The 18,452-nt window shown below is 71.2% G+C and carries 18 protein-coding genes; 11 read left to right on the top strand and 7 right to left on the bottom strand.

What is annotated here, in order from left to right:
- The first annotated feature begins 2 nt into the window (after positions 1-2).
- The 3 genes from OHA98_RS08505 (at position 3) to OHA98_RS08495 (ending at position 3,033) form a co-directional block, all read left to right on the top strand.
- Positions 3-782: an ABC transporter permease subunit gene (locus OHA98_RS08505; protein WP_266923920.1), complete on the top strand. Its 780-nt coding sequence runs from the start codon at positions 3-5 to the stop codon at positions 780-782.
- A 158-nt stretch (positions 783-940) separates the two neighbouring features.
- Positions 941-2,179 (top strand): ABC transporter ATP-binding protein, encoded by a 1,239-nt coding sequence (locus OHA98_RS08500; protein WP_266923918.1) that lies wholly within the window; start codon positions 941-943, stop codon positions 2,177-2,179.
- Positions 2,176-3,033, top strand: a complete 858-nt coding sequence (locus OHA98_RS08495) for an ABC transporter permease subunit (RefSeq protein ID WP_266923916.1) — start codon at positions 2,176-2,178, stop codon at positions 3,031-3,033. Before OHA98_RS08500 ends, OHA98_RS08495 begins: the two co-directional genes overlap by 4 nt.
- Positions 3,034-3,097: 64 nt before the next feature.
- Here the strand turns inward: OHA98_RS08495 and OHA98_RS08490 are convergent, their stop codons facing one another.
- The gene (locus OHA98_RS08490; protein WP_266923914.1) at positions 3,098-3,427 is read right to left on the bottom strand and encodes an ATP/GTP-binding protein; all 330 of its coding nucleotides are present in this window, start codon (positions 3,425-3,427) and stop codon (positions 3,098-3,100) included.
- A 203-nt stretch (positions 3,428-3,630) separates the two neighbouring features.
- On the opposite strand from OHA98_RS08490, the gene OHA98_RS08485 reads away from it, so the two are divergent.
- Positions 3,631-4,671, top strand: coding sequence for an LLM class flavin-dependent oxidoreductase (locus tag OHA98_RS08485; protein ID WP_266923912.1), 1,041 nt, complete (start codon positions 3,631-3,633; stop codon positions 4,669-4,671).
- A 137-nt stretch (positions 4,672-4,808) separates the two neighbouring features.
- On the opposite strand, the gene OHA98_RS08480 is transcribed toward OHA98_RS08485, so the two are convergent.
- Complete coding sequence (locus OHA98_RS08480; protein ID WP_148020754.1) at positions 4,809-5,201, bottom strand: SCO5389 family protein; 393 nt, start codon at positions 5,199-5,201, stop codon at positions 4,809-4,811.
- 261 nt (positions 5,202-5,462) lie between these two features.
- On the opposite strand from OHA98_RS08480, the gene nucS reads away from it, so the two are divergent.
- Positions 5,463-6,134: an endonuclease NucS gene (gene nucS / locus OHA98_RS08475; protein ID WP_266923909.1), complete on the top strand. Its 672-nt coding sequence runs from the start codon at positions 5,463-5,465 to the stop codon at positions 6,132-6,134.
- 106 nt (positions 6,135-6,240) lie between these two features.
- Here the strand turns inward: nucS and OHA98_RS08470 are convergent, their stop codons facing one another.
- The 4 genes from OHA98_RS08470 to OHA98_RS08455 all read right to left on the bottom strand — a co-directional run bounded on the left by OHA98_RS08470 (position 6,241) and on the right by OHA98_RS08455 (position 11,182).
- Positions 6,241-8,778 carry an ATP-binding protein gene (locus OHA98_RS08470; RefSeq protein ID WP_266923907.1) on the bottom strand — a complete coding sequence of 846 codons (2,538 nt, stop codon included), beginning with the start codon at positions 8,776-8,778 and terminating at the stop codon, positions 6,241-6,243.
- A gap of 212 nt (positions 8,779-8,990) precedes the next feature.
- On the bottom strand, positions 8,991-9,314 hold the full coding sequence (locus OHA98_RS08465) for an STAS domain-containing protein (protein ID WP_030117666.1): 324 nt from the start codon (positions 9,312-9,314) through the stop codon (positions 8,991-8,993).
- A 226-nt stretch (positions 9,315-9,540) separates the two neighbouring features.
- A complete protein-coding gene (locus OHA98_RS08460; RefSeq protein WP_266923906.1) occupies positions 9,541-10,389 on the bottom strand; it encodes a 3-hydroxyacyl-CoA dehydrogenase family protein in 849 nt (282 codons plus the stop codon).
- Positions 10,390-10,540: 151 nt separating this feature from the next.
- Positions 10,541-11,182, bottom strand: coding sequence for a TetR/AcrR family transcriptional regulator (locus OHA98_RS08455; RefSeq protein ID WP_266923904.1), 642 nt, complete (start codon positions 11,180-11,182; stop codon positions 10,541-10,543).
- A gap of 111 nt (positions 11,183-11,293) precedes the next feature.
- Between OHA98_RS08455 and OHA98_RS08450 the strand changes: the two genes are divergently transcribed.
- From OHA98_RS08450 to OHA98_RS08440, 3 genes are all read left to right on the top strand, one after another.
- On the top strand, positions 11,294-12,076 hold the full coding sequence (locus OHA98_RS08450; RefSeq protein WP_266923902.1) for an ABC transporter ATP-binding protein: 783 nt from the start codon (positions 11,294-11,296) through the stop codon (positions 12,074-12,076).
- 198 nt (positions 12,077-12,274) lie between these two features.
- Positions 12,275-13,024 (top strand): ABC transporter permease, encoded by a 750-nt coding sequence (locus OHA98_RS08445; protein WP_266923900.1) that lies wholly within the window; start codon positions 12,275-12,277, stop codon positions 13,022-13,024.
- A 24-nt stretch (positions 13,025-13,048) separates the two neighbouring features.
- Positions 13,049-13,621: a cob(I)yrinic acid a,c-diamide adenosyltransferase gene (locus tag OHA98_RS08440; RefSeq protein WP_266923898.1), complete on the top strand. Its 573-nt coding sequence runs from the start codon at positions 13,049-13,051 to the stop codon at positions 13,619-13,621.
- A gap of 33 nt (positions 13,622-13,654) precedes the next feature.
- Here the strand turns inward: OHA98_RS08440 and OHA98_RS08435 are convergent, their stop codons facing one another.
- Entirely contained in the window at positions 13,655-14,221 is a 567-nt protein-coding gene (locus OHA98_RS08435) for a hypothetical protein (protein WP_266923896.1), read from the bottom strand.
- Between the two features lie 151 nt (positions 14,222-14,372).
- Here OHA98_RS08435 and OHA98_RS08430 point away from each other — a divergent pair, with 151 nt between their 5' ends.
- The 3 genes from OHA98_RS08430 to OHA98_RS08420 all read left to right on the top strand — a co-directional run bounded on the left by OHA98_RS08430 (position 14,373) and on the right by OHA98_RS08420 (position 18,250).
- Positions 14,373-15,569 carry a sensor histidine kinase gene (locus OHA98_RS08430; RefSeq protein ID WP_266923894.1) on the top strand — a complete coding sequence of 399 codons (1,197 nt, stop codon included), beginning with the start codon at positions 14,373-14,375 and terminating at the stop codon, positions 15,567-15,569.
- Positions 15,566-16,207 (top strand): response regulator transcription factor, encoded by a 642-nt coding sequence (locus OHA98_RS08425; RefSeq protein ID WP_266923892.1) that lies wholly within the window; start codon positions 15,566-15,568, stop codon positions 16,205-16,207. Before OHA98_RS08430 ends, OHA98_RS08425 begins: the two co-directional genes overlap by 4 nt.
- 168 nt (positions 16,208-16,375) lie before the next feature.
- Positions 16,376-18,250, top strand: coding sequence for a glycoside hydrolase family 18 chitinase (locus OHA98_RS08420; RefSeq protein WP_266923891.1), 1,875 nt, complete (start codon positions 16,376-16,378; stop codon positions 18,248-18,250).
- The last annotated feature ends 202 nt before the right edge of the window (positions 18,251-18,452 follow it).

Below are 18,452 nucleotides of genomic sequence, written 5' to 3'. Positions count from 1 at the left end.
CGATGGCATCGGTACCCGCGGTCCTGAATGCGGAATGGACCAAGATCCGTACGGTCTCCTCGACCACCTGGACGCTGATCTGCGCGTTCGGCGTCACCGTCGCGATGGGCGCGGCGCTCTGCGCGGTGATGAACTCCCAGTTCGACAATCTCTCCGACCTGGAGCGCGCCACCTTCGACCCGACCTTCGTCAGCTTCTCGGGCATGATCCTCGGCCAGCTCGCGATGGTCGTCTTCGGGGTGCTGGTGGTCGGTACGGAATACAGCTCCGGCATGATCCGCACCTCGCTGGCGGCCGTGCCCCAGCGCGGCACGTTCCTCTTCAGCAAGATCGCGGTGGCCGGGGTACTGGCTCTGGCCGTCGGACTCGCGACGAGTTTCATCTCGTTCTTCCTGGGCCAGGCCCTGCTCGGCGACCACCGCACGGACATCGGCGCGGACAACGTACTGCGGGCGGTCTTCGGCGGCGGCATCTACATGGGGCTGATCGCGATCTTCTCCATGGGAGTGGCGGCGATGCTGCGCAGCTCCATGCTGTCGCTCGGCATCCTGATGCCGTTCTTCTTCCTCGTCTCCCAGATCCTGTCGGCGGTCCCGGGTGCCAAGAGCGTGGCCCGGTACTTCCCCGACCAGGCGGGCTCCAAGATCATGCAGGTGCTCCCGGACGCGATGAACAGCGATCCGGCGCCGTACGGCCCCTGGGGCGGGCTCGGGATCATGGTCGGGTGGGTGGTGCTGGCGGTGCTCGGCGGGTACGTGTTGCTGAAGAAGCGGGACGCGTAGGGCCTGTCCAGAACGGCTCGGAAGCGATCCCGGAACCGTTCATTCAGGATCAGAACTTGGCTGGAACCGTCAAGCCCTGGTTATCCTCCTAAGTCTTACGGGGGCGTGCGGCCAGGCAGCCCGTGCCCCGACGACAGATAAGTCGATGGGGCTGGAGAATGATCGAGGCAGTCGGCCTGACCAAGCGCTACGGTGCGAAGACGGCCGTGTACAACCTTTCGTTCCAGGTGCGGCCGGGGGCCGTCACCGGGTTCCTCGGTCCCAACGGGTCGGGCAAGTCCACCACCATGCGGATGATGCTCGGCCTCGACCGGCCGACATCGGGCCGTGTGACGATCGGCGGTCACGCCTTCCGCGATCTGCCGAACGCGCCGCGCCAGGTGGGCGCGCTCCTGGACGCCAAGGCCGTGCACGGCGGGCGCAGCGCGCGCAATCACCTGCTCTCGCTGGCGCAGCTGGCCGGCATCCCGGCCGCCCGGGTCGACGAGGTGCTCGGTGTCGTGGGGCTCCAGGACGTGGCCAAGCGGCGTTCCAGCGGTTTCTCGCTCGGTATGGGTCAGCGGCTGGGCATCGCGGCGGCGCTCCTGGGCGACCCGCAGGTGCTGCTCTTCGACGAGCCGGTCAACGGCCTCGACCCCGAGGGCATCCTCTGGGTCCGCAACCTGATGAAGATGCTGGCCGCCGAGGGGCGCACGGTCTTCGTCTCCAGCCATCTGATGAGTGAGATGGCCCTCACCGCCGACCATCTGATCGTGATCGGGCGCGGCCAGCTGCTCGCCGACATGAGCGTCACCGACTTCATCTCCGCGAACTCCGCCGACTTCGCGCGGGTACGGGTCCCGGAGAACGTGCCCGAGCAGCGCGAGAAGCTGACCGCCACGCTCACCGAGGCGGGCGGCCGGGTGATGTCGGAGCCGGACGGGGCCCTTCGGGTCACGGGTCTCCAGCTGCCCCGGATCAGCGATCTGGCGCATGCCTCGGACGTCCGGCTGTGGGAGCTCTCGCCGCACCAGGCCTCGCTGGAGGAGGCGTACATGCGGATGACGCAGGGCGCCGTGGACTACCGCTCGACGGTGGACGCCAAGGCGGGTCTTCAGGTTCCGCTGCCGGGCCAGGGGCCTCAGGACGCCGCCTACGGGGCCCAGCCGGGCTACGGGGCCGGTTACGGGACCCACCCCGGCCCGGGGCACCCGCAGGTGCCCGAGGCGCCGCAGCAGGGCTGGTACGCCCCGCCGCCGCCCGGCCGGAACCCGTACGCGTCCGGCGCCCCGGCAGGTCCGGCGGCCCCCGCGGCGCCGGCGCCCGCGGTGCCGCCCGCAGCCGCCGGGCCCGCGGCCCCCGCGCCCGTATCCACCGAAGCCCCGACCGGGCGCAAGACCAGCGAGGACCCCCGATGACGACGCCGGCCACCCCGCAGGCCCCCCAGCAGCAGCCGCAGGCGGCCTGGCCCGCCCCGGGCGGCGGTTACGCCTCGCCCATCCCGGTCCGGGCCCCCACCTTCGGCGACGCCCTCGCCTCCGAGTGGACGAAGATCCGTTCTGTGCGCTCCACCATGTGGACGCTCGGCGTGATGATCGTGCTCATGCTCGCGATCGGGCTGCTGTCCGCGTTCGCCGTCGCCGCGACCGACGCGAACCTGGGCGACGAGCCGGTGCTCAGCCTCGGCTTCTTCGGGGTGCTCCTCGGCTCCATCTGCGTGATCACCCTCGGCGTGCTGACCATCTCCTCCGAGTACGGCACCGGCATGATCCGCACGACGCTGACCGCCTGCCCGAGCCGGGGACGGGTGCTGACCGCGAAGGCGACCGTCTTCTTCCTGCTGACGTTCGTCATCACCGTGGTCATGGCCACGCTCGTCGCGGGGCTCCAGACGGTGATCCTGGACGGCGCGCCCGCCTCGGGTACCGACTGGCTGCGCGCCACCGTGGGCGTGGGGCTCTACATCGCGACGCTCGGACTGCTCTCGCTGGGACTCGGCGCGATCATCCGGCACTCCGCGGGAGCCATCACGATCATGATCGCGTTGGTGCTGCTGCCGCTCGTGCTGGCGATGTTCATGTTCTCGGAGAGCCTGGCCGACCTCCAGCGGGCCCTGTTCGAGTACTCGATCCCCAACCAGCTCGGGGCGCTCTACGGCTCCGCGATCAGCAACTCGGGACCCTCCGGCTGGGAACCGCTGTGGATCATCCTGGGCGCCGCGGCCGTGGCCCTGGCCGGTGCCTTCGTCTCGCTCGACCGGCGCGACGTCTGACGGCCCGGACCGGGCCCGGCGGCGCCGGCGCCCGCCCGTGTCCGGTGGCGGGAAGCGTTCCCGTTCAGTAGCGAGGAGCGTTCCTGGACCGCTGCACCCGTGTGGTGCGGCGGTCCTTCGCGTTCCAGCAGGCCTTGTGCCAGTGTCTGCGGTCCTCGATCCCGCCGAACTCGGGCCAGGCGACGAGGTGCGGGACCCCGGGCGGGATCTCCTGGTCGCAGCCGGGGCAGCGGTACCGCTTGCCCTGCGCGCTCGCACCGCTCACCGGGCGCACCGACCACTCCTCGCCCTGCCAGCTCTCGCCGCCCCCGCCGCCGCCGTACCGCTCCCCCGGCGTGCTCGCGCTGTCGGTGGGACTCTCGCCGCCTCGGGGGCGGTTGCGGCGCGGGGACACGTGACACCTCACGGGCTGAACGGACAGGGTCCGTCCAGCCTAAAGGCTGTTCCGCAATCCCTGGCGGGCGCGCGGCGACGTCGGGCAACGGGGTGAGTTAGCGGAAAATCGCAACAACTTCTGCGTGGACCGTGCCTTTGGCACGTGTCGGACGTTGTTGCCGACAGGGGAGAACCGCGTCGGGCCGCAAGGAGGCAAGAGCGATGCGCGTGGGAACGTTCGTACTGGCAGCCCAGTTTCCGGGGCAGGGGCAGGGGGAAGCCCTGCACCGGGCTGTCCGGTCCACCGAGGTCGCGGAGGAGTCCGGACTCGATTCCGTCTGGCTGGCGGAACATCATTTCGTGCCGTACGGGGTATGCCCGTCCGCCGTCACACTGGCCGCGCTGCTGCTCGGCCGCACCCGCAGGATCCGCGTGGGTACGGCGGTGAGCGTGCTGCCCAACCACCATCCGGTGGCGCTCGGCGAACAGGCCGCGCTGCTGCACCTCACCAGCGGCGGGCGGTTCACGCTCGGAGTGGGCCGGGGCGGCCCGTGGGTGGACCTGGAGGTGTTCGGAGGCGGCCTGGAGGCGTACGAGCGGGGCTTCCCCGAATCGCTGGAGCTGCTGCTCGACTGGCTGCGGGAGCCGCGTGTGGCGGGGCGCGGGGAGCGGTTCGGCTTCCGCGAGGTGGCGGTGGTGCCCCGGGCCGACGAGCTGCCGGCCCAGAGCCCCGGGAGCTCGCCGGGGCCCGAGGTGGTCGTCGCGTGCACCTCACCGAAGAGCGTACGGCTGGCCGCGCGGAAGGCGCTTCCGATGCTGCTCGGCATGCACTGCGGCAACGAGGAGAAGGCGGAGATGGTCGCCCTGTGGCGCACGGCCGCCCGGGAGGCCGGTCATCCGCCGGACGTCGTGGCGGGGGCGGGCCATGTGTCCGCCGGGGTGGCCCAGATCGCGGACGGTCCCGTCGATGCCGCGGAGACGCTGGTGAAGGCCATGCCCGGCTGGCTGCGCCAGGGGCTCGGCGCCCATGTGACGGTCGACGACAGGCACCGTGTGATGCGGGACCCCGTCGCGTACACGGAGCTGCTCTGCGGGCTGCACCCGGTGGGTGCGCCCGGGGCGGCGGCCGACCGGCTCGCGGAGACGGCCGAACGGACCGGCATCACGCGCTTCGCGCTTCTCGTCGAGGGGTCGGGCGACCTCACGGCGACCGAGGAGAACGTACGGCGACTGGGCACCGAGGTGCTGCCGCTGCTGATGTGAGGGGCATATGACGGTTCTGATGGCGCTGGTGCTGGTGGTGCTGGTGGTGCCGGTAATCCTGGTGGTGCTGGTGGTACGGGAGCTGCCGCCCCGGAGCCAGTTGCACCTCCCGCGGCCCGGGACGGCAGCGGAAGCGTTCAGCAGTCCCGTAGTTCGGGCGACTGGTTGAGCAACTGGCCCCTCACCGAGGTGAATTTGGCCAGCCGGTCGTCAACCGAGGCATCCAGCGGGAACACCGCGACCCGGTGGCAGTTCTGGAATGCCAGACGCACCCCGAAGTGCCGCTGAAGCGCGCCGCGTATCGCATCACTCGCGAGCGCACGCAGCAGCTGACCACGTGCCTGCTCGTTCGGCGGCGGCGTCTGATTGTCGGCGAACTGTCCGCCGTCGACCTTCAGCTGGGCCACCAGAGAGCTGATCATCTCCCATGCGTAGGGCAGGGAGGTCCGGACGCAGTCGACGAAGTCGGCTTCGTCGACTTCGCCTCGCTCGGCCTGTTCCAACAGCGCCGGTGAGACGTCGAGCGACATGGGTTCTCCTCTCGCGACCCCGACGGACGGCCGGGGCCTTACGGGCATGGAAGGAGGACGGCGACGCAGTGTGCACGGACGGCGACCTCCTGATTACACGGTAAGCGCGCAGTCCGGGCCGCACCAGGAGATTGGGAACACAACCGGCCAATAACTAAGGGGCACATAGAGGGGCAAGCCCGCTCGCGGATGTCAAGAGTGGCGACGGGTGCGAAGGCGGTGAATCGCGTGGAGCCCCGGTCGTCGAGTAGCGTTCCGACCATGCGTCTCGTCATCGCCCGTTGCTCCGTCGACTATGCGGGCCGGCTCACAGCCCACCTGCCCTCCGCCCCTCGTCTGATCCTGGTGAAGGCGGACGGCAGCGTGTCGATCCACGCCGACGACCGGGCGTACAAACCCCTCAACTGGATGTCTCCGCCCTGCACCCTGAAGGAGGGCGCCGACGACAGCGAAGGCGTCTGGACCGTGGTGAACAAAGCGGGCGAGAAACTCATCATCACCATGGAGGAAATCCTCCATGACTCGTCCCACGAGCTGGGCGTGGACCCGGGTCTCATCAAGGACGGGGTGGAGGCGCACCTCCAGGAACTGCTCGCCGACCGGATCGAGATCCTGGGCGAGGGACACACCCTGATCCGCCGTGAGTACCCCACCGCGATCGGCCCCGTCGACATCCTGTGCCGGGACGCGGACGGCGGGACGGTGGCCGTGGAACTCAAGCGCCGCGGCGACATCGACGGTGTCGAGCAGCTGACCCGCTACCTGGAGCTGCTGAACCGCGACCCCCATCTCGCACCGGTGCGGGGCGTCTTCGCCGCCCAGGAGATCAAGCCCCAGGCCCGTGTCCTGGCGACGGACCGCGGCATCGGCTGTGTGGTCCTCGACTACGACGCGATGCGCGGCATCGAGGACGACAAACTGCGGCTGTTCTGACCCCGGCAGCCTGATCCGTTTCCGGCCCCCGGGCCGGCGTCCCTGGCCGGACGGACCCGTTCAGCGGGTCCGTCCGGCCAGGGCTTTTCCCGGATCCGGCCGGGGGCTACAGGGGTGCGCCCGGCTGCCCGCCCGGCTCCTCGTCCGGCAGCACGTCCCGCTGCCCGTCCGGCACCCCGTCCCGCTCCGTGTCCGCGGCGCCGGCCGTCGTCGGGCCGCCCGCCGACATCGAGGTGTCCGGGTCGGTGGGCGGGTCGGTGGGCGGGTCCGTCGGCGGGTCGGTGGGCGGCGTCGTCGGGGGCGTGGTGGGCGGGGTGGTCGGCGGCGTCGTCGGGGGCGTGGTCGGCCTGCCCGTCGGCTTCCCCGTCGAGGACGGGCCGGTCGTCGGCGGGTCGGTCGGCAGCCCGTCGGTGGGCCCGTCCGTGGACGGGGTCCCGCCCGGTCCGGACGTCCCGGGCGACGGGGTACCGCTGCTGCTCGGGGTGGCCGGATCCGACGGGCCCGGGGACATGGATCCGCTGCCGGCGGGCACACCGTCCGCCGGTTCCGTACCGTCCGCCGGTTCGTCCGTGGGAAGTCCGCCCCCGGCGTCGTCCTCGTTCGACGACTGCTCGGTGGTGGTGTCGCGGCCCGCCGGCTCGTCCTTGCCGGATGTCGCGCCGAGCGTCACCACGGTGCCGAGCACGGCGGCCAGCAGGGTCCCGGCCCCCACCGCGACCAGGTTGCGCCGTGCCCCGCCCAGGATCCCCCGGCGCAGGGACCGTCCGCCTCCGGCACCGGGCGCGGGCGCCGGGACCTGCCGGGAGACCACCGTCGCGGGCGCCTGCGTCTGCTGCGGGAACAGCGGCAGCACGGGGATTCCGCCGGCCGGTGTGTCCGGCTCCTCCTGCCGCACGGCCGGCACCTCGTCGCCCGTCAGGGTCCTGCCCACGGGTGTGAGGCCGCCGGAGCGGTCCGCCACCAGCGCGAGTGCGCGGCGGCCGGCCACCGCCCCGGACTTGTCGGCGAGCGCACCGCGCATGCCGATCGATGTCTCCAGCTCGGCCCTGGCCCGGTCCAGATTTCCGGCGCAGAGCGCGAGGACACCCAACTCGTGGTGGAAGTACGCCTCTTCGGCGACCTCACCGGCAATCCTGGCGGCCTCCTGGCCGATCCTGAGGACTCGCTCCCAGGCTCCCCAGTGCATCCCCGCCGCGAAGGCGGGAGAGGCGCTGCGGGCCAGCAGGACGGCGGCGCTGGCCTGTCCCGCCCCGTCGCCCGGCACCAGCCGGGCCATCGCGGCGATGACGGCGTCGGCCTCGGTGACGGCCCGCTCGGGGGTGACCGAGGGGTGGCCCGCCCACCAGGCGTAGTGCTGGGCGGCGCTGCGGGCGCGGGCCGGGGCGTCCTCGCCGTAGCCGCCCGCCTCCAGTTGGGCGAGGACCCCGGCGGCCAGCCGGTAGCGGGGTCCCGCCGGGGAGAGCAGCCCGCACCCGGCGAGCTCACCGAGGGCGGCGTCGGCGTGGGTGTCGCCCACGAGCGCGGGCAGATGTGCCTGGTGCGGCACCTCGCCGCCGAGCGCGACGGCGAAGCGCAGGGTGTCCCGGGCCGCCCCGCTCAGCCGGGAGGCCAGCAGCACGGCGGGCGCCGCGCCCTCGCCCAGGCTCGGCAGGGGGGCCGGAGCGGACGCGTCGTCGGGGCGCGGCCACGCGGAGGAGGCCGCGGGGCCGGCGGGCGACACGTGGCGGTCGCGCAGCAGCGCGCCCGCCTGGACGAAGCGCAGCGGCAGGCCCTCGGACTCGAACCAGAGGTCGCCCGCCCAGTTGGTCTCCTCGTCGGTGAGCGGACGTTCGACGACCCGCTCCAGCAGGTCCAGGGAGGCACCGCGGCCGAGCCCGGCGAGGGCGACCTCTTCGAGGTGCGTATCGGCGGCGGGGGGCGTGACATCGAGGGTGGCGCCGAACAGGAAGGCGCACTCCGGGGTGGCGTCGAGCAGTTCCTCCAGCGCGGCGCCGCCGAACTCCAGGTCGTCCACGACGACGACGGCACCGATGCCGCGCACGAATCCGAGAAGTTCCTGGCGGTCCGGGCGGTGGTGCGGGGCCAGATGCACCGCGTCGAAGAGCCCGTACAGCAGGTCCGTGGTGGTGCGCTTGTGACCGCAGAGGCGTACGACGCCGTCGGGGGCCAGCTCCGCGCAGTCGGCGGCGACGGCGCTCAGGAGGGCCGAGCGGCCCGAGCCGGCCGGGCCGGTGAGGCGGACGGACCTGCCGCGCGACAGCAGACGCACCAGCCGCTCGCGCTCCTCCTGCCGCTCCAGCAGCGGCAGCTGCGGGCCGGGCGGGCCCGGTGGGACGGGCGGGGCGATGGCGCGTTCGCGGTCGGCGCGCTGTCGCGCGGTGCGGCGGACCGGCGCGGCGGGGTGTTCGCCCGGCGGGCAGGGTTCGACCTCGCTGCCGTCGACCGGGTTGACCGTGAGCAGCAGGTCGCCCGAGACGAGCTGGACCACCCGGGCCTGCACGGGCGTCTGCGGGGTGTGGCGCGAGGTGTGCGGGGCCGGTCCCGGTGGCAGCGGATCGCGGGACTGTCCTCCCTGCCCCGCGTCATCCCCGGTCCGGTCGCGGTCATGCCCGTACTCTTCCGGTCCCCGGTGTGTCGGGTCCATCGCCAAGTCCCCCAGACGCGTCGCGCGCGGTTTGTCCCTCCGGCCGCACGCCCCGCTGTCGCTTCTGGTCCGGTGTCCGCCCATGGGTTCCGTCAATCGGCGGACGGCCGAACCCTAGACCTTCGCACGGTATCGGCGAACCGGCGGGGTGCCGCGCCGCCCCGGACGTCACGTTCCGTCAATGATTGCGCGTCTTCTGCCGTGGGGTACCTCTACACACGCGGCAGGGAGTCTGCGGCGATTCCGCCCTCGATGGCCAGAATGCGGTGCAGCCGGGTGGCCACCAGCAGTCGCTGCATCTGCGGCGGTACGCCGCGCAGCACCAGGCGCCGCCCGGCCCGGCCGGCCCGGCGGTGCGCGCCCATGATGACGCCGAGTCCGGTGGCGTCCCAGGAATCCAGCTCGGTCAGGTCCAGCACCAGATCACCGACTCCGTCGTCGACGGCCGAGTGCAGGACCGTACGGGCGTCCGCCGCGCTTCGGACGTCGAGGCGGCCCCCGACGACCAGCTCGGCGTGGTCGCCCCTGATGTGCATATGCGCTCCCCGGGATTGCTCCGTAGCAAGGTAGGTCTGTCTGTTCTGTCTCTGCCACAACTGACTGCAACAACGACAGGGAAGTTGCCGTCTGTAAGCGAACCGATACCGAATTCACCCCGTGGGGTGATACCGGTCCGCGGAGATCCGACCGCAGCCGGGGAGGTGACCCCCCGCTCCCCCGGCCCGACTGACGGCGGATCAGGCGGCCGGGGGCGGAAAACGATCAGTAGGTGTAGAAGCCCTGCCCGCTCTTGCGTCCGATGTCACCTGCATCGACCATCCGGCGCATCAGCTCCGGGGCGGCGAACTTCTCGTCCTGCGACTCGGTGTAGATGTTGCCGGTGGCGTGCAGCAGGATGTCGACGCCGGTCAGGTCGGCCGTGGCCAGCGGCCCCATGGCGTGCCCGAAGCCCAGCTTGCAGGCGGTGTCGATGTCCTCGGCCGACGCGACGCCCGACTCGTACAGCTTGGCGGCCTCGACGACCAGCGCCGAGATGAGCCGGGTGGTGACGAAGCCCGCGACATCACGGTTGACGACGATGCAGGTCTTGCCGACCGACTCGGCGAACTCCCGTGCGGTGGCCAGGGTTTCGTCGCTCGTCTTGTAGCCGCGCACCAGTTCGCAGAGCTGCATCATCGGCACCGGCGAGAAGAAGTGCACCCCGACGACGCGCTCCGGGCGCTCGGTCACCGCCGCGATCTTGGTGATCGGGATGGCGGAGGTGTTGGAGGCCAGGACGGTGTCCTCGCGGACGACCTTGTCGAGGGTCCGGAAGATCTCGTGCTTGACCTCCAGCTTCTCGAAGACGGCCTCGACGACGATGTCGGCGTCGGCCACGGCATCGAGATCGGTGGTCGTGGTGATGCGGGCGAGCGCGGCCCCGGCGTCGGCCGCGTCCAGCTTGCCCTTGGAGACGAACCTGTCGTACGAGGCCTTGATCCCGTCGCGGCCGCGGGTCAGCGCCGCGTCGGTCACATCGCGCAGCACGACGTCCCAGCCCGCCTGGGCGGAGACCTGTGCGATTCCGGATCCCATGAGTCCGGCCCCGATGACGGCAAGCTTCCTGGCCACGTTCGCACCCCTTGGTTTCTGTTCGCCTCTACGGGCTGGTCTCAACGGTCGTTCACATGCTCTCCGGCGGAGATTAGTACCCGTGGGGGACGCTGGGGCGGTGAAGAGATGCGCGTCACGTCTCAAATGACGGACATCACACCGGGACGCGTCACGCGGCGGCACGCCGCGCGTAGTTGAGGACCTTCTCGCCGAGCAGCCCCTCGATCTCGTCGAGGACGACGAGGGCGTCGCGGGAGACCTCGACCGCCTGGTGGCCCGCGCTCATCTCCTGGCTGATGTAGGCGACGAGCGCGCCCTCGGCCCAGGCGATCTGACCGCCGACGAGCAGCGGCATCGGGTCCTCCGGGGCCACGTCCGTCTCCTCGCGCAGGACCTCGACGACGCCCTGCAGGACCTCCTGCTGGAGGTACCAGAGGCGGGCCTTGAGCGTGGGCGCCTCCTCGATGACCCGCATGAAGTCGGCGAAGCCGTCCATCAGTCCGTACTCCGGGGAGACGGCGACGACGGCGGCACGCAGTTCGCGCAGGACCGCCTCGGCCGCGGACTCGCCCCGGTCGCGGGCGCGGATGAAGCGGGGGACGCGCCGGCTGACGCTCTTCATCCGGTCGAGAAAGAGGTCCTCCTTGGCCGGGAAGTAGTTGTAGACGGTGTTCACGGAGACGTCCGCCAGTTCGGCGACATCGGCGACGGTGACCGTGACGAAGCCGTGCTTGAGGAACAGCCCGGTGGCCAGGTCGGAGATGTGCTGCCTGGCCTGGCGCTTCTTGCGTTCCCTGAGTCCCTCAGCCATGTGCTCATCGTAGGGCGGACGTGTCGGGGGCGCGGAATCCCGGAAAGTTCATGGGGTCGCAGAAATTTTGGTGTTGTTGCAATTTTTCAGTGACTCTGTTTTTGTGTCGCCATGCCCATCATCAGCACGGCCGGACTCGCCCGGACCTTCGCGACCCCGAGCGGCCCGGTGGAGGCCGTACGCTCCATCGATCTCACCGTCGGCCCGGGGGAGATCGTCGGCCTCCTCGGACCCAACGGCGCGGGCAAGACCACCACCCTGCGCATGCTCACCACCCTGCTCGCCCCCACCGGCGGCGCCGCCACCGTCGCCGGGCACGACCTGCTCGACGACCCCGCGGGCGTACGCGAGAAGTGCGGGTACGTCGCCCAGTCGGGCGGCGTCGACCCGCAGCTGACCGTGCGGGAGGAGCTCGTCACCCAGGGCCGGCTGTACCGGCTGAGCAGGGCGGACGCGGTGGCGCGCGCCGCCGAACTGGCCGGTGGACTCGGCCTCGACGCGCTGCTCGACCGGAAGGCGGCCACGCTCTCCGGCGGTCAGCGACGGCGGCTCGACCTGGCGATGGGCCTCACCCACCGCCCCGCCGTCCTCTTCCTCGACGAACCGACCACCGGCCTCGACCCCGGCAGCCGCGCCGGCCTGTGGGACCTGGTGCGGCAACTGCGCGACGACCACGGCACCACCGTCGTCCTGACCACCCACTACCTCGACGAGGCGGACACCCTCGCGGACCGGCTCGTCGTGATCGACGGGGGAACGGTCGTGGCCGAGGGCACGCCCCGGGCTCTGAAGGCCGGCTACGCGGGCTCCGCCACCGCCTCGCTCCAGGAGGCGTTCCTCGCGATCACCGGGCGGGCCGCGGCACCCGCCGACGCCGCTCCCCTCTCCGTCTGAGACCGCACCGCCCGAGACCTCACTGCCCGAACCTCTCCGCCGCGACCGCGCCGCCCGGGACGTCTCCGCCGAGCCCTCACCACCGGACCCTCACCGCCGAGCCCCGGGCGCCCCGGACCCACTGCCCGTGACCCACTCGCCCATTGATCCACCGCCCGTGCCCCGCTGTTGGGCACCTCTCCCCCACAGGACTCCTCCGTGCTCTTCCACGACATCGCGCTGATCTTCGGGCGATACGCCCGCCAGACCCTGCGCTCGCGGTTCCAGATCCTGTTCGGCGTACTGATGCCGCTGCTCTACCTGCTCTTCTTCGGCCCCCTCCTCAGCGGCCTGCCGCTCGGCCCGTCCGGGGACTCCTGGCAGATCCTCGTGCCGGGACTGCTGCTCCAACTCGTGCTGTTCGGCGCCTCGTTCGCCGGGTTCTCGGTGATCATCGAGAAGTCGACCGGGGTGGTGGACCGGATGCGGGTGACACCGGTGAGCCGGCTCGCCCTGCTGCTCGGGCGCGTCCTGCGCGACGCGCTGCTGTTCCTGTTCCAGGCCGTCCTGCTGGTGCTGGCCGCCCTGCTCATGGGGCTGCGGGCGCCGCTCGCGGGGGTCCTGATCGGCTTCGCGTTCGTCGGCCTGCTGACCGTCGCGCTCGCCTCGCTGTCGTACGCGCTGGCCATGAGGGTCCGTACCCCGCAGGAGTTCGGCCCCGTGATCAACGCGCTCACCCTCCCGGCGATGCTGCTCTCCGGGCTGATGCTCCCGATCGCCCTCGGCCCGGCCTGGCTGGACGTGCTCTCGCACTTCACACCGTTCCGCTATCCGGTGGACGCGGTCCGGGACGCCTTCGTGGGCTCGTACGCCACGGCGCACATGCTGTACGGGGTCCTGGTCTCCGTCGGATTCGCCGTCCTGGCCGTGACAGTGGGCACACGCGTCTTCCGCGGGGCCGGTGCCTGACTCCCGCGCACTACGCTGGCCCGCATGGTCAATCTGACGCGTATCTACACCCGTACCGGCGACCAGGGCACCACCGCCCTCGGCGACATGAGCCGCACCGCCAAGACCGATCTGCGGATCTCGGCGTACGCCGACGCCAACGAGGCCAACGCCGTCATCGGCACGGCCATCGCGCTCGGGCAGCTGTCCGAGGATGTCGTGAAGGTCCTCGTACGCGTCCAGAACGACCTCTTCGACGTGGGCGCGGACCTCTCGACCCCCGTGGTCGAGGCGCCCAAGTACCCGCCGCTGCGCGTCGAACAGTCCTACATCGACAAGCTGGAGGGGGACTGCGACAACTTCCTGGAGGAGTTGGAGAAGCTGCGCAGCTTCATCCTGCCCGGCGGTACGCCGGGGGCGGCGCTGCTGCACCAGGCCTGCACGGTGGTCCGGCGCGCCGAGCGGTCCACCTGGGCGGCGCTGGAGGTGCACGGAGACGTGATGAACGCGCTGACGGCGACCTACCTCAACCGCCTGTCCGACCTCCTGTTCATCCTCGCGAGGACCGCGAACAAGGAGGTCGGGGACGTGCTGTGGGTGCCGGGCGGGGAACGCTGACCCCGCACGGCACCCGGTCCGGGTCCGGGCGCCCTAGTGGTCGACCCGTTCCCGGTCCCCCGCGTCCTTCGGCGCCTGCTTCGGGAACACCGTGTATCCACCGGCGACGAGCAGGTTGATCCCGATGACCAGCAGCATCTTCTGCTGCCAGACCTCCAGCGAGCTGGTGTCGCCGTCGCCTCCGACGTACCAGATCGCCGCCTGGAGCAGGGCCAGCGCCGTCACGGCGGCGGCCGTCCAGCGGGCGGCCAACCTCCACTCGTGGGCGGCGCGCGCCATGCCGTACTTCGGCGGCCGCACGGGCGGCGGACCGCCGGCGAAGCGGTGGGCCACACGGGCGTCGACCCACTTGATGGTGGAGTGGCCCAGGCCCACCGTGAAGCCGATGTAGACGGCGGCCAGGCCGTGCTTCCAGTCGGGTGCGGCGCCGTTCTTCAGGTCGATCGCGGTCACCACCAGCAGCAGTACCTCCAGCAGCGGCTCGCACAGCAGGACCGCCGCGCCCAGCCGGGGCTTCTTCGCCAGGTACCGCAGCGCGAGTCCCGCGGCGAGCAGCACCCAGAAGGCCACCTCGCAGATTACGATCAGAGTGACGATCACGGCACTTCTCCTTCCGGTCACCTCCAGACTCCCCTCCCCGGGGCGCCGATTCGTCGTCGGCAGTGACGAATCGTGACTGCATCCTTCGATGTAGCCGCGCCTCACCCGCCGTAGCGACGTCGTGCGGGGGTGCTGCGTGTTGGATGGAGGGGTGTTCTCACCCACCCGCCCCCACCGCGACGATGCCGTCATCGCGGCCTCCGGGCTGCTCGGCGGCCTGTTCCTGTGGCTGCTCGGTCTGCACACGCAGGCCGGCCGCACCTTCGACGCCCCCTGGGTCAGCCTGCTGCCGCTCATGGTGATGGCGTCCCTGGAGCTGATGCGGCGCAGCGCGCCGCAGACCGCGCTGGTCATCGGCACACTCACGCTGGTCGCGGACCAGTTCACCCGGGGGAACCTGGTGACCGTGCTGATGTTCACCGACCTCGTCTACGCGGCCGTGCTGTACGGGCCCCCGGCCGCGGCACGCCGTATCCCGGTGACCTCGTTCCTGATCACCGTCGGCGTCACGATCGGGTTCCTGGCCTGGTTCCGGACGGCCGAGGTGCTGCTGATCGGCATCGTCACCGGCCTGGTCTCGTTCGGGCCCGCGATCACCGGGGTCTGCGTGCGCAACCACCGTGACGCGGCCGAGACCGCGCGGCTGCGGGCCGACCAGACGGCGCTGCTGGCCGAGATGGACCGTACGCAGGCCGTCGTCGCGGAACGCTCCCGGATGGCCCGGGAGCTGCACGATCTGGTCGCCAACCATCTGTCCGCGATCGCCATCCACTCCACGGCGGCGCTCTCCATCGACGATCCGGAGACCTCGCGGGGCGCGCTCGGGGTGATCCGGGAGAACAGCGTCGCCGGGCTCGCGGAGATGCGCCGGCTGATCGGTCTGCTGCGCCGGGGCGGCGCGGACGCGGAGCCGAGCGCGGCGCCGACGCTCCAGGGGCTGGACGCGCTCATCGAGCAGGCCCGTACGACCGCCGCGTCCAGCGGGCTGACCTGCACCCTTCACGACACCCGCGAGGAGTCCGGAGCACTGCCCGCGCCGGTCGAACTGGCCGCGTACCGCATCGTGCAGGAGTCCCTGACCAACGCGCTCAAGCACGCCGCCCCGGGGCCGGTCACGGTGCGGCTCGCGACGTCCGGGCAGGTGCTGAGCGTGGAGGTCACCAGCGTGTTCGGGGACCGGCCGGGGCCGCGCGCACCGGGTTCGGGGGCCGGGCTGGTGGGGATGCGGGAGCGGGTCGCGCTGCTGGACGGGCACATCGAGGCGGGGCCCGAGCCCGGCCCGGACGGCACGAAGATCTGGCGGGTGCGGGCCGAACTGCCCGTCGAGGAAAGAGCGGTGAAGGAATGAAGATCCGGGTTCTGGTCGCGGAGGACCAGTCCGCGGTACGCGCGGGGCTGGTGCTGATCCTGGGCAGCGCGCCGGACATCGAGGTCGCGGGAGAGGCGCGGGACGGGGAGGAGGCCGTGCGGCTCGCCCGGGAACTGCGGCCCGATCTGGTCCTGATGGATGTACAGATGCCCCGGCTGGACGGGGTGTCGGCGACGAAACAGGTGGTGGCCGAACGGCTCGCCGATGTGCTCGTGCTGACGACGTTCGATCACGACGAGTACGTCTTCGGGGCGTTGCGCGCGGGCGCCTCGGGCTTTCTGCTGAAGAACACCGACGCCCACGATCTGCTCGAAGCCGTACGCACGGTGGCGCGCGGCGAGGGGCTGATCGCCCCGGCCGTGACCCGGCGGCTGATCGCGGAGTTCGCCGGGACCGCCCCCGTGCGCGCCGCCGATCCGGCGGTGCTGGACGCGCTGACCAGGCGGGAGCGCGAGGTGCTGGGCTGCCTGGGCCAGGGGATGTCGAACGCGGAGATCGCGGTAAGGCTCTCGATGGCCGAGGCGACGGTGAAGACGCACGTCAGCAGGCTGCTGGGGAAGCTGGAGCTGCGCAGCCGGGTCCAGGCGGCGGTGCTCGCACAGGAGTTGGGCATCTGAGGTTTAGCGACGATCTTTGGTCCAGACCTCTTGACGATTGGTCCAGACCTTCCTAATCTCACCGAGCACACTGCGGTGAGCGCGTCATGACAAAGCGTGCTCAGGGCGGCGCAGGGTTTGCAGTCCACGGATCACCCCCGTTTGTCGGACCTCACCCGAGGAGCACCGTTGAGCACTGAGACCCCCCAACGCCGGACCAGATTCAGATGGAGCCTCACCAGGACCGGCAGGGCCAAGGCGGTGGCGGGCTTCACCGCACTGCTGCTCCCCCTCGCCGCGATGGTCGGCCTCGCCTCTCCCGCGTCGGCCGCCACCTCCGCCACCGCCACCTACCTCAAGAAGTCCGACTGGGGCAGCGGCTTCGAGGGCCAGTGGACGGTGAAGAACACCGGTACCACCGCCCTCTCCTCCTGGACGATCGAGTGGGACTTCCCCGCGGGCACCGCGGCCGGCTCCGCCTGGGACGCCACCGTCACCAGCTCCGGCAACCACTGGACCGCCAAGAACCTCAGCTGGAACGGGTCGATCGCCCCGGGCGCCAGCCTCAGCTTCGGCTTCAACGGCACCGGCTCCGGCTCCCCCACCGGCTGCAAGCTGAACGGCGCCTCCTGTGACGGCGGCAGCGTCCCGGGCGACAACGCCCCGTCCGCGCCCGGCACCCCCACCGCGAGCGACATCACCGACACCTCGGCGAAGCTCAGCTGGAGTGCCGCCACCGACGACAAGGGCATCAAGAACTACGACGTCCTGCGCGACGGCGCCAAGGTCGCCACGGTCACCGGTACGACGTACACGAACACCGGTCTCACCGCCGGCACCGACTACTCGTACACCGTGCAGGCCCGCGACACCGCCGACCAGACCGGTCCGGCCTCCGGCTCCGTCAAGGTCCGCACCACCGGCGGCGGCACGGGCCCCGGCCCCGGCGGCGACAAGATCAACCTCGGTTACTTCACCAACTGGGGCGTCTACGGGCGCAACTACCACGTCAAGAACCTGGTGACCTCGGGCTCCGCCGAGAAGATCACGCACATCAACTACGCCTTCGGCAACGTCCAGGGCGGCAAGTGCACCATCGGTGACTCCTACGCCGACTACGACAAGGCCTACACCGCCGACCAGTCCGTCGACGGCGTCGCCGACACCTGGGACCAGCCGCTGCGCGGCAACTTCAACCAGCTGCGCAAGCTCAAGGCCAAGTACCCGCACATCAAGGTCCTCTGGTCCTTCGGCGGCTGGACCTGGTCCGGCGGCTTCGGTGACGCGGCGAAGAACCCCGCCGCGTTCGCCCAGTCCTGCTACGACCTGGTCGAGGACCCCCGCTGGGCCGATGTCTTCGACGGCATCGACATCGACTGGGAGTACCCCAACGCCTGCGGTCTCACCTGTGACACCTCCGGCCCGGCCGCGCTGAAGAACCTCGCCTCGGCGCTGCGCACCAAGTTCGGCACGAGCAACCTGGTCACCGCCGCCATCACCGCGGACGGCTCGGACGGCGGCAAGATCGACGCCGCCGACTACGCGGGCGCCGCCCAGTCCATGGACTGGTACAACGTGATGACGTACGACTTCTTCGGCGCCTGGGCGGCCAAGGGCCCGACGGCCCCGCACTCCCCGCTCACCTCCTACGACGGCATCCCGCAGGCGGGCTTCAACTCCGCCGACGCGATCGCCAAGCTGAAGGCCAAGGGCGTCCCGGCCAAGAAGCTGCTCCTGGGCATCGGCTTCTACGGCCGCGGCTGGACCGGCGTCACCCAGGCCGCCCCGGGCGGCACGGCGACCGGCGCGGCCCCGGGCACGTACGAGGCCGGCATCGAGGACTACAAGGTCCTGAAGAACTCCTGCCCCTCCACCGGGACCGTCGCGGGCACCGCGTACGCCCACTGCGGCACCAACTGGTGGAGCTACGACACCCCGGCCACCATCGGCTCGAAGATGACCTGGGCGAAGAACCAGGGCCTGGGAGGCGCGTTCTTCTGGGAGTTCAGCGGTGACACCGCCAACGGCGAGCTCGTGAACGCGATGAAGAGCGGTCTGCAGTAATCCCCACGCCGTAGCAGCACCGCACCGGCACCACTCGCACCACCGGTGCCACCCCGAAAAGCACCGGGGAGACAGGTCCGCCCCCTGTCTCCCCGGTCTTTCGCTGTCCACGTCCCCGCGGAACGGCCATGAGCACGGTGGCCTTCATGCCGTACGGGTACGACCACGGGCGCGGGTACGGGCGCGACCACGCCACGGGTAC

The sequence above is a fragment of the Streptomyces sp. NBC_00654 genome, from assembly GCF_026341775.1.
GTDB lineage: Bacteria > Actinomycetota > Actinomycetes > Streptomycetales > Streptomycetaceae > Streptomyces.
This window is presented reverse-complemented; position numbering and strand designations above follow the sequence as displayed.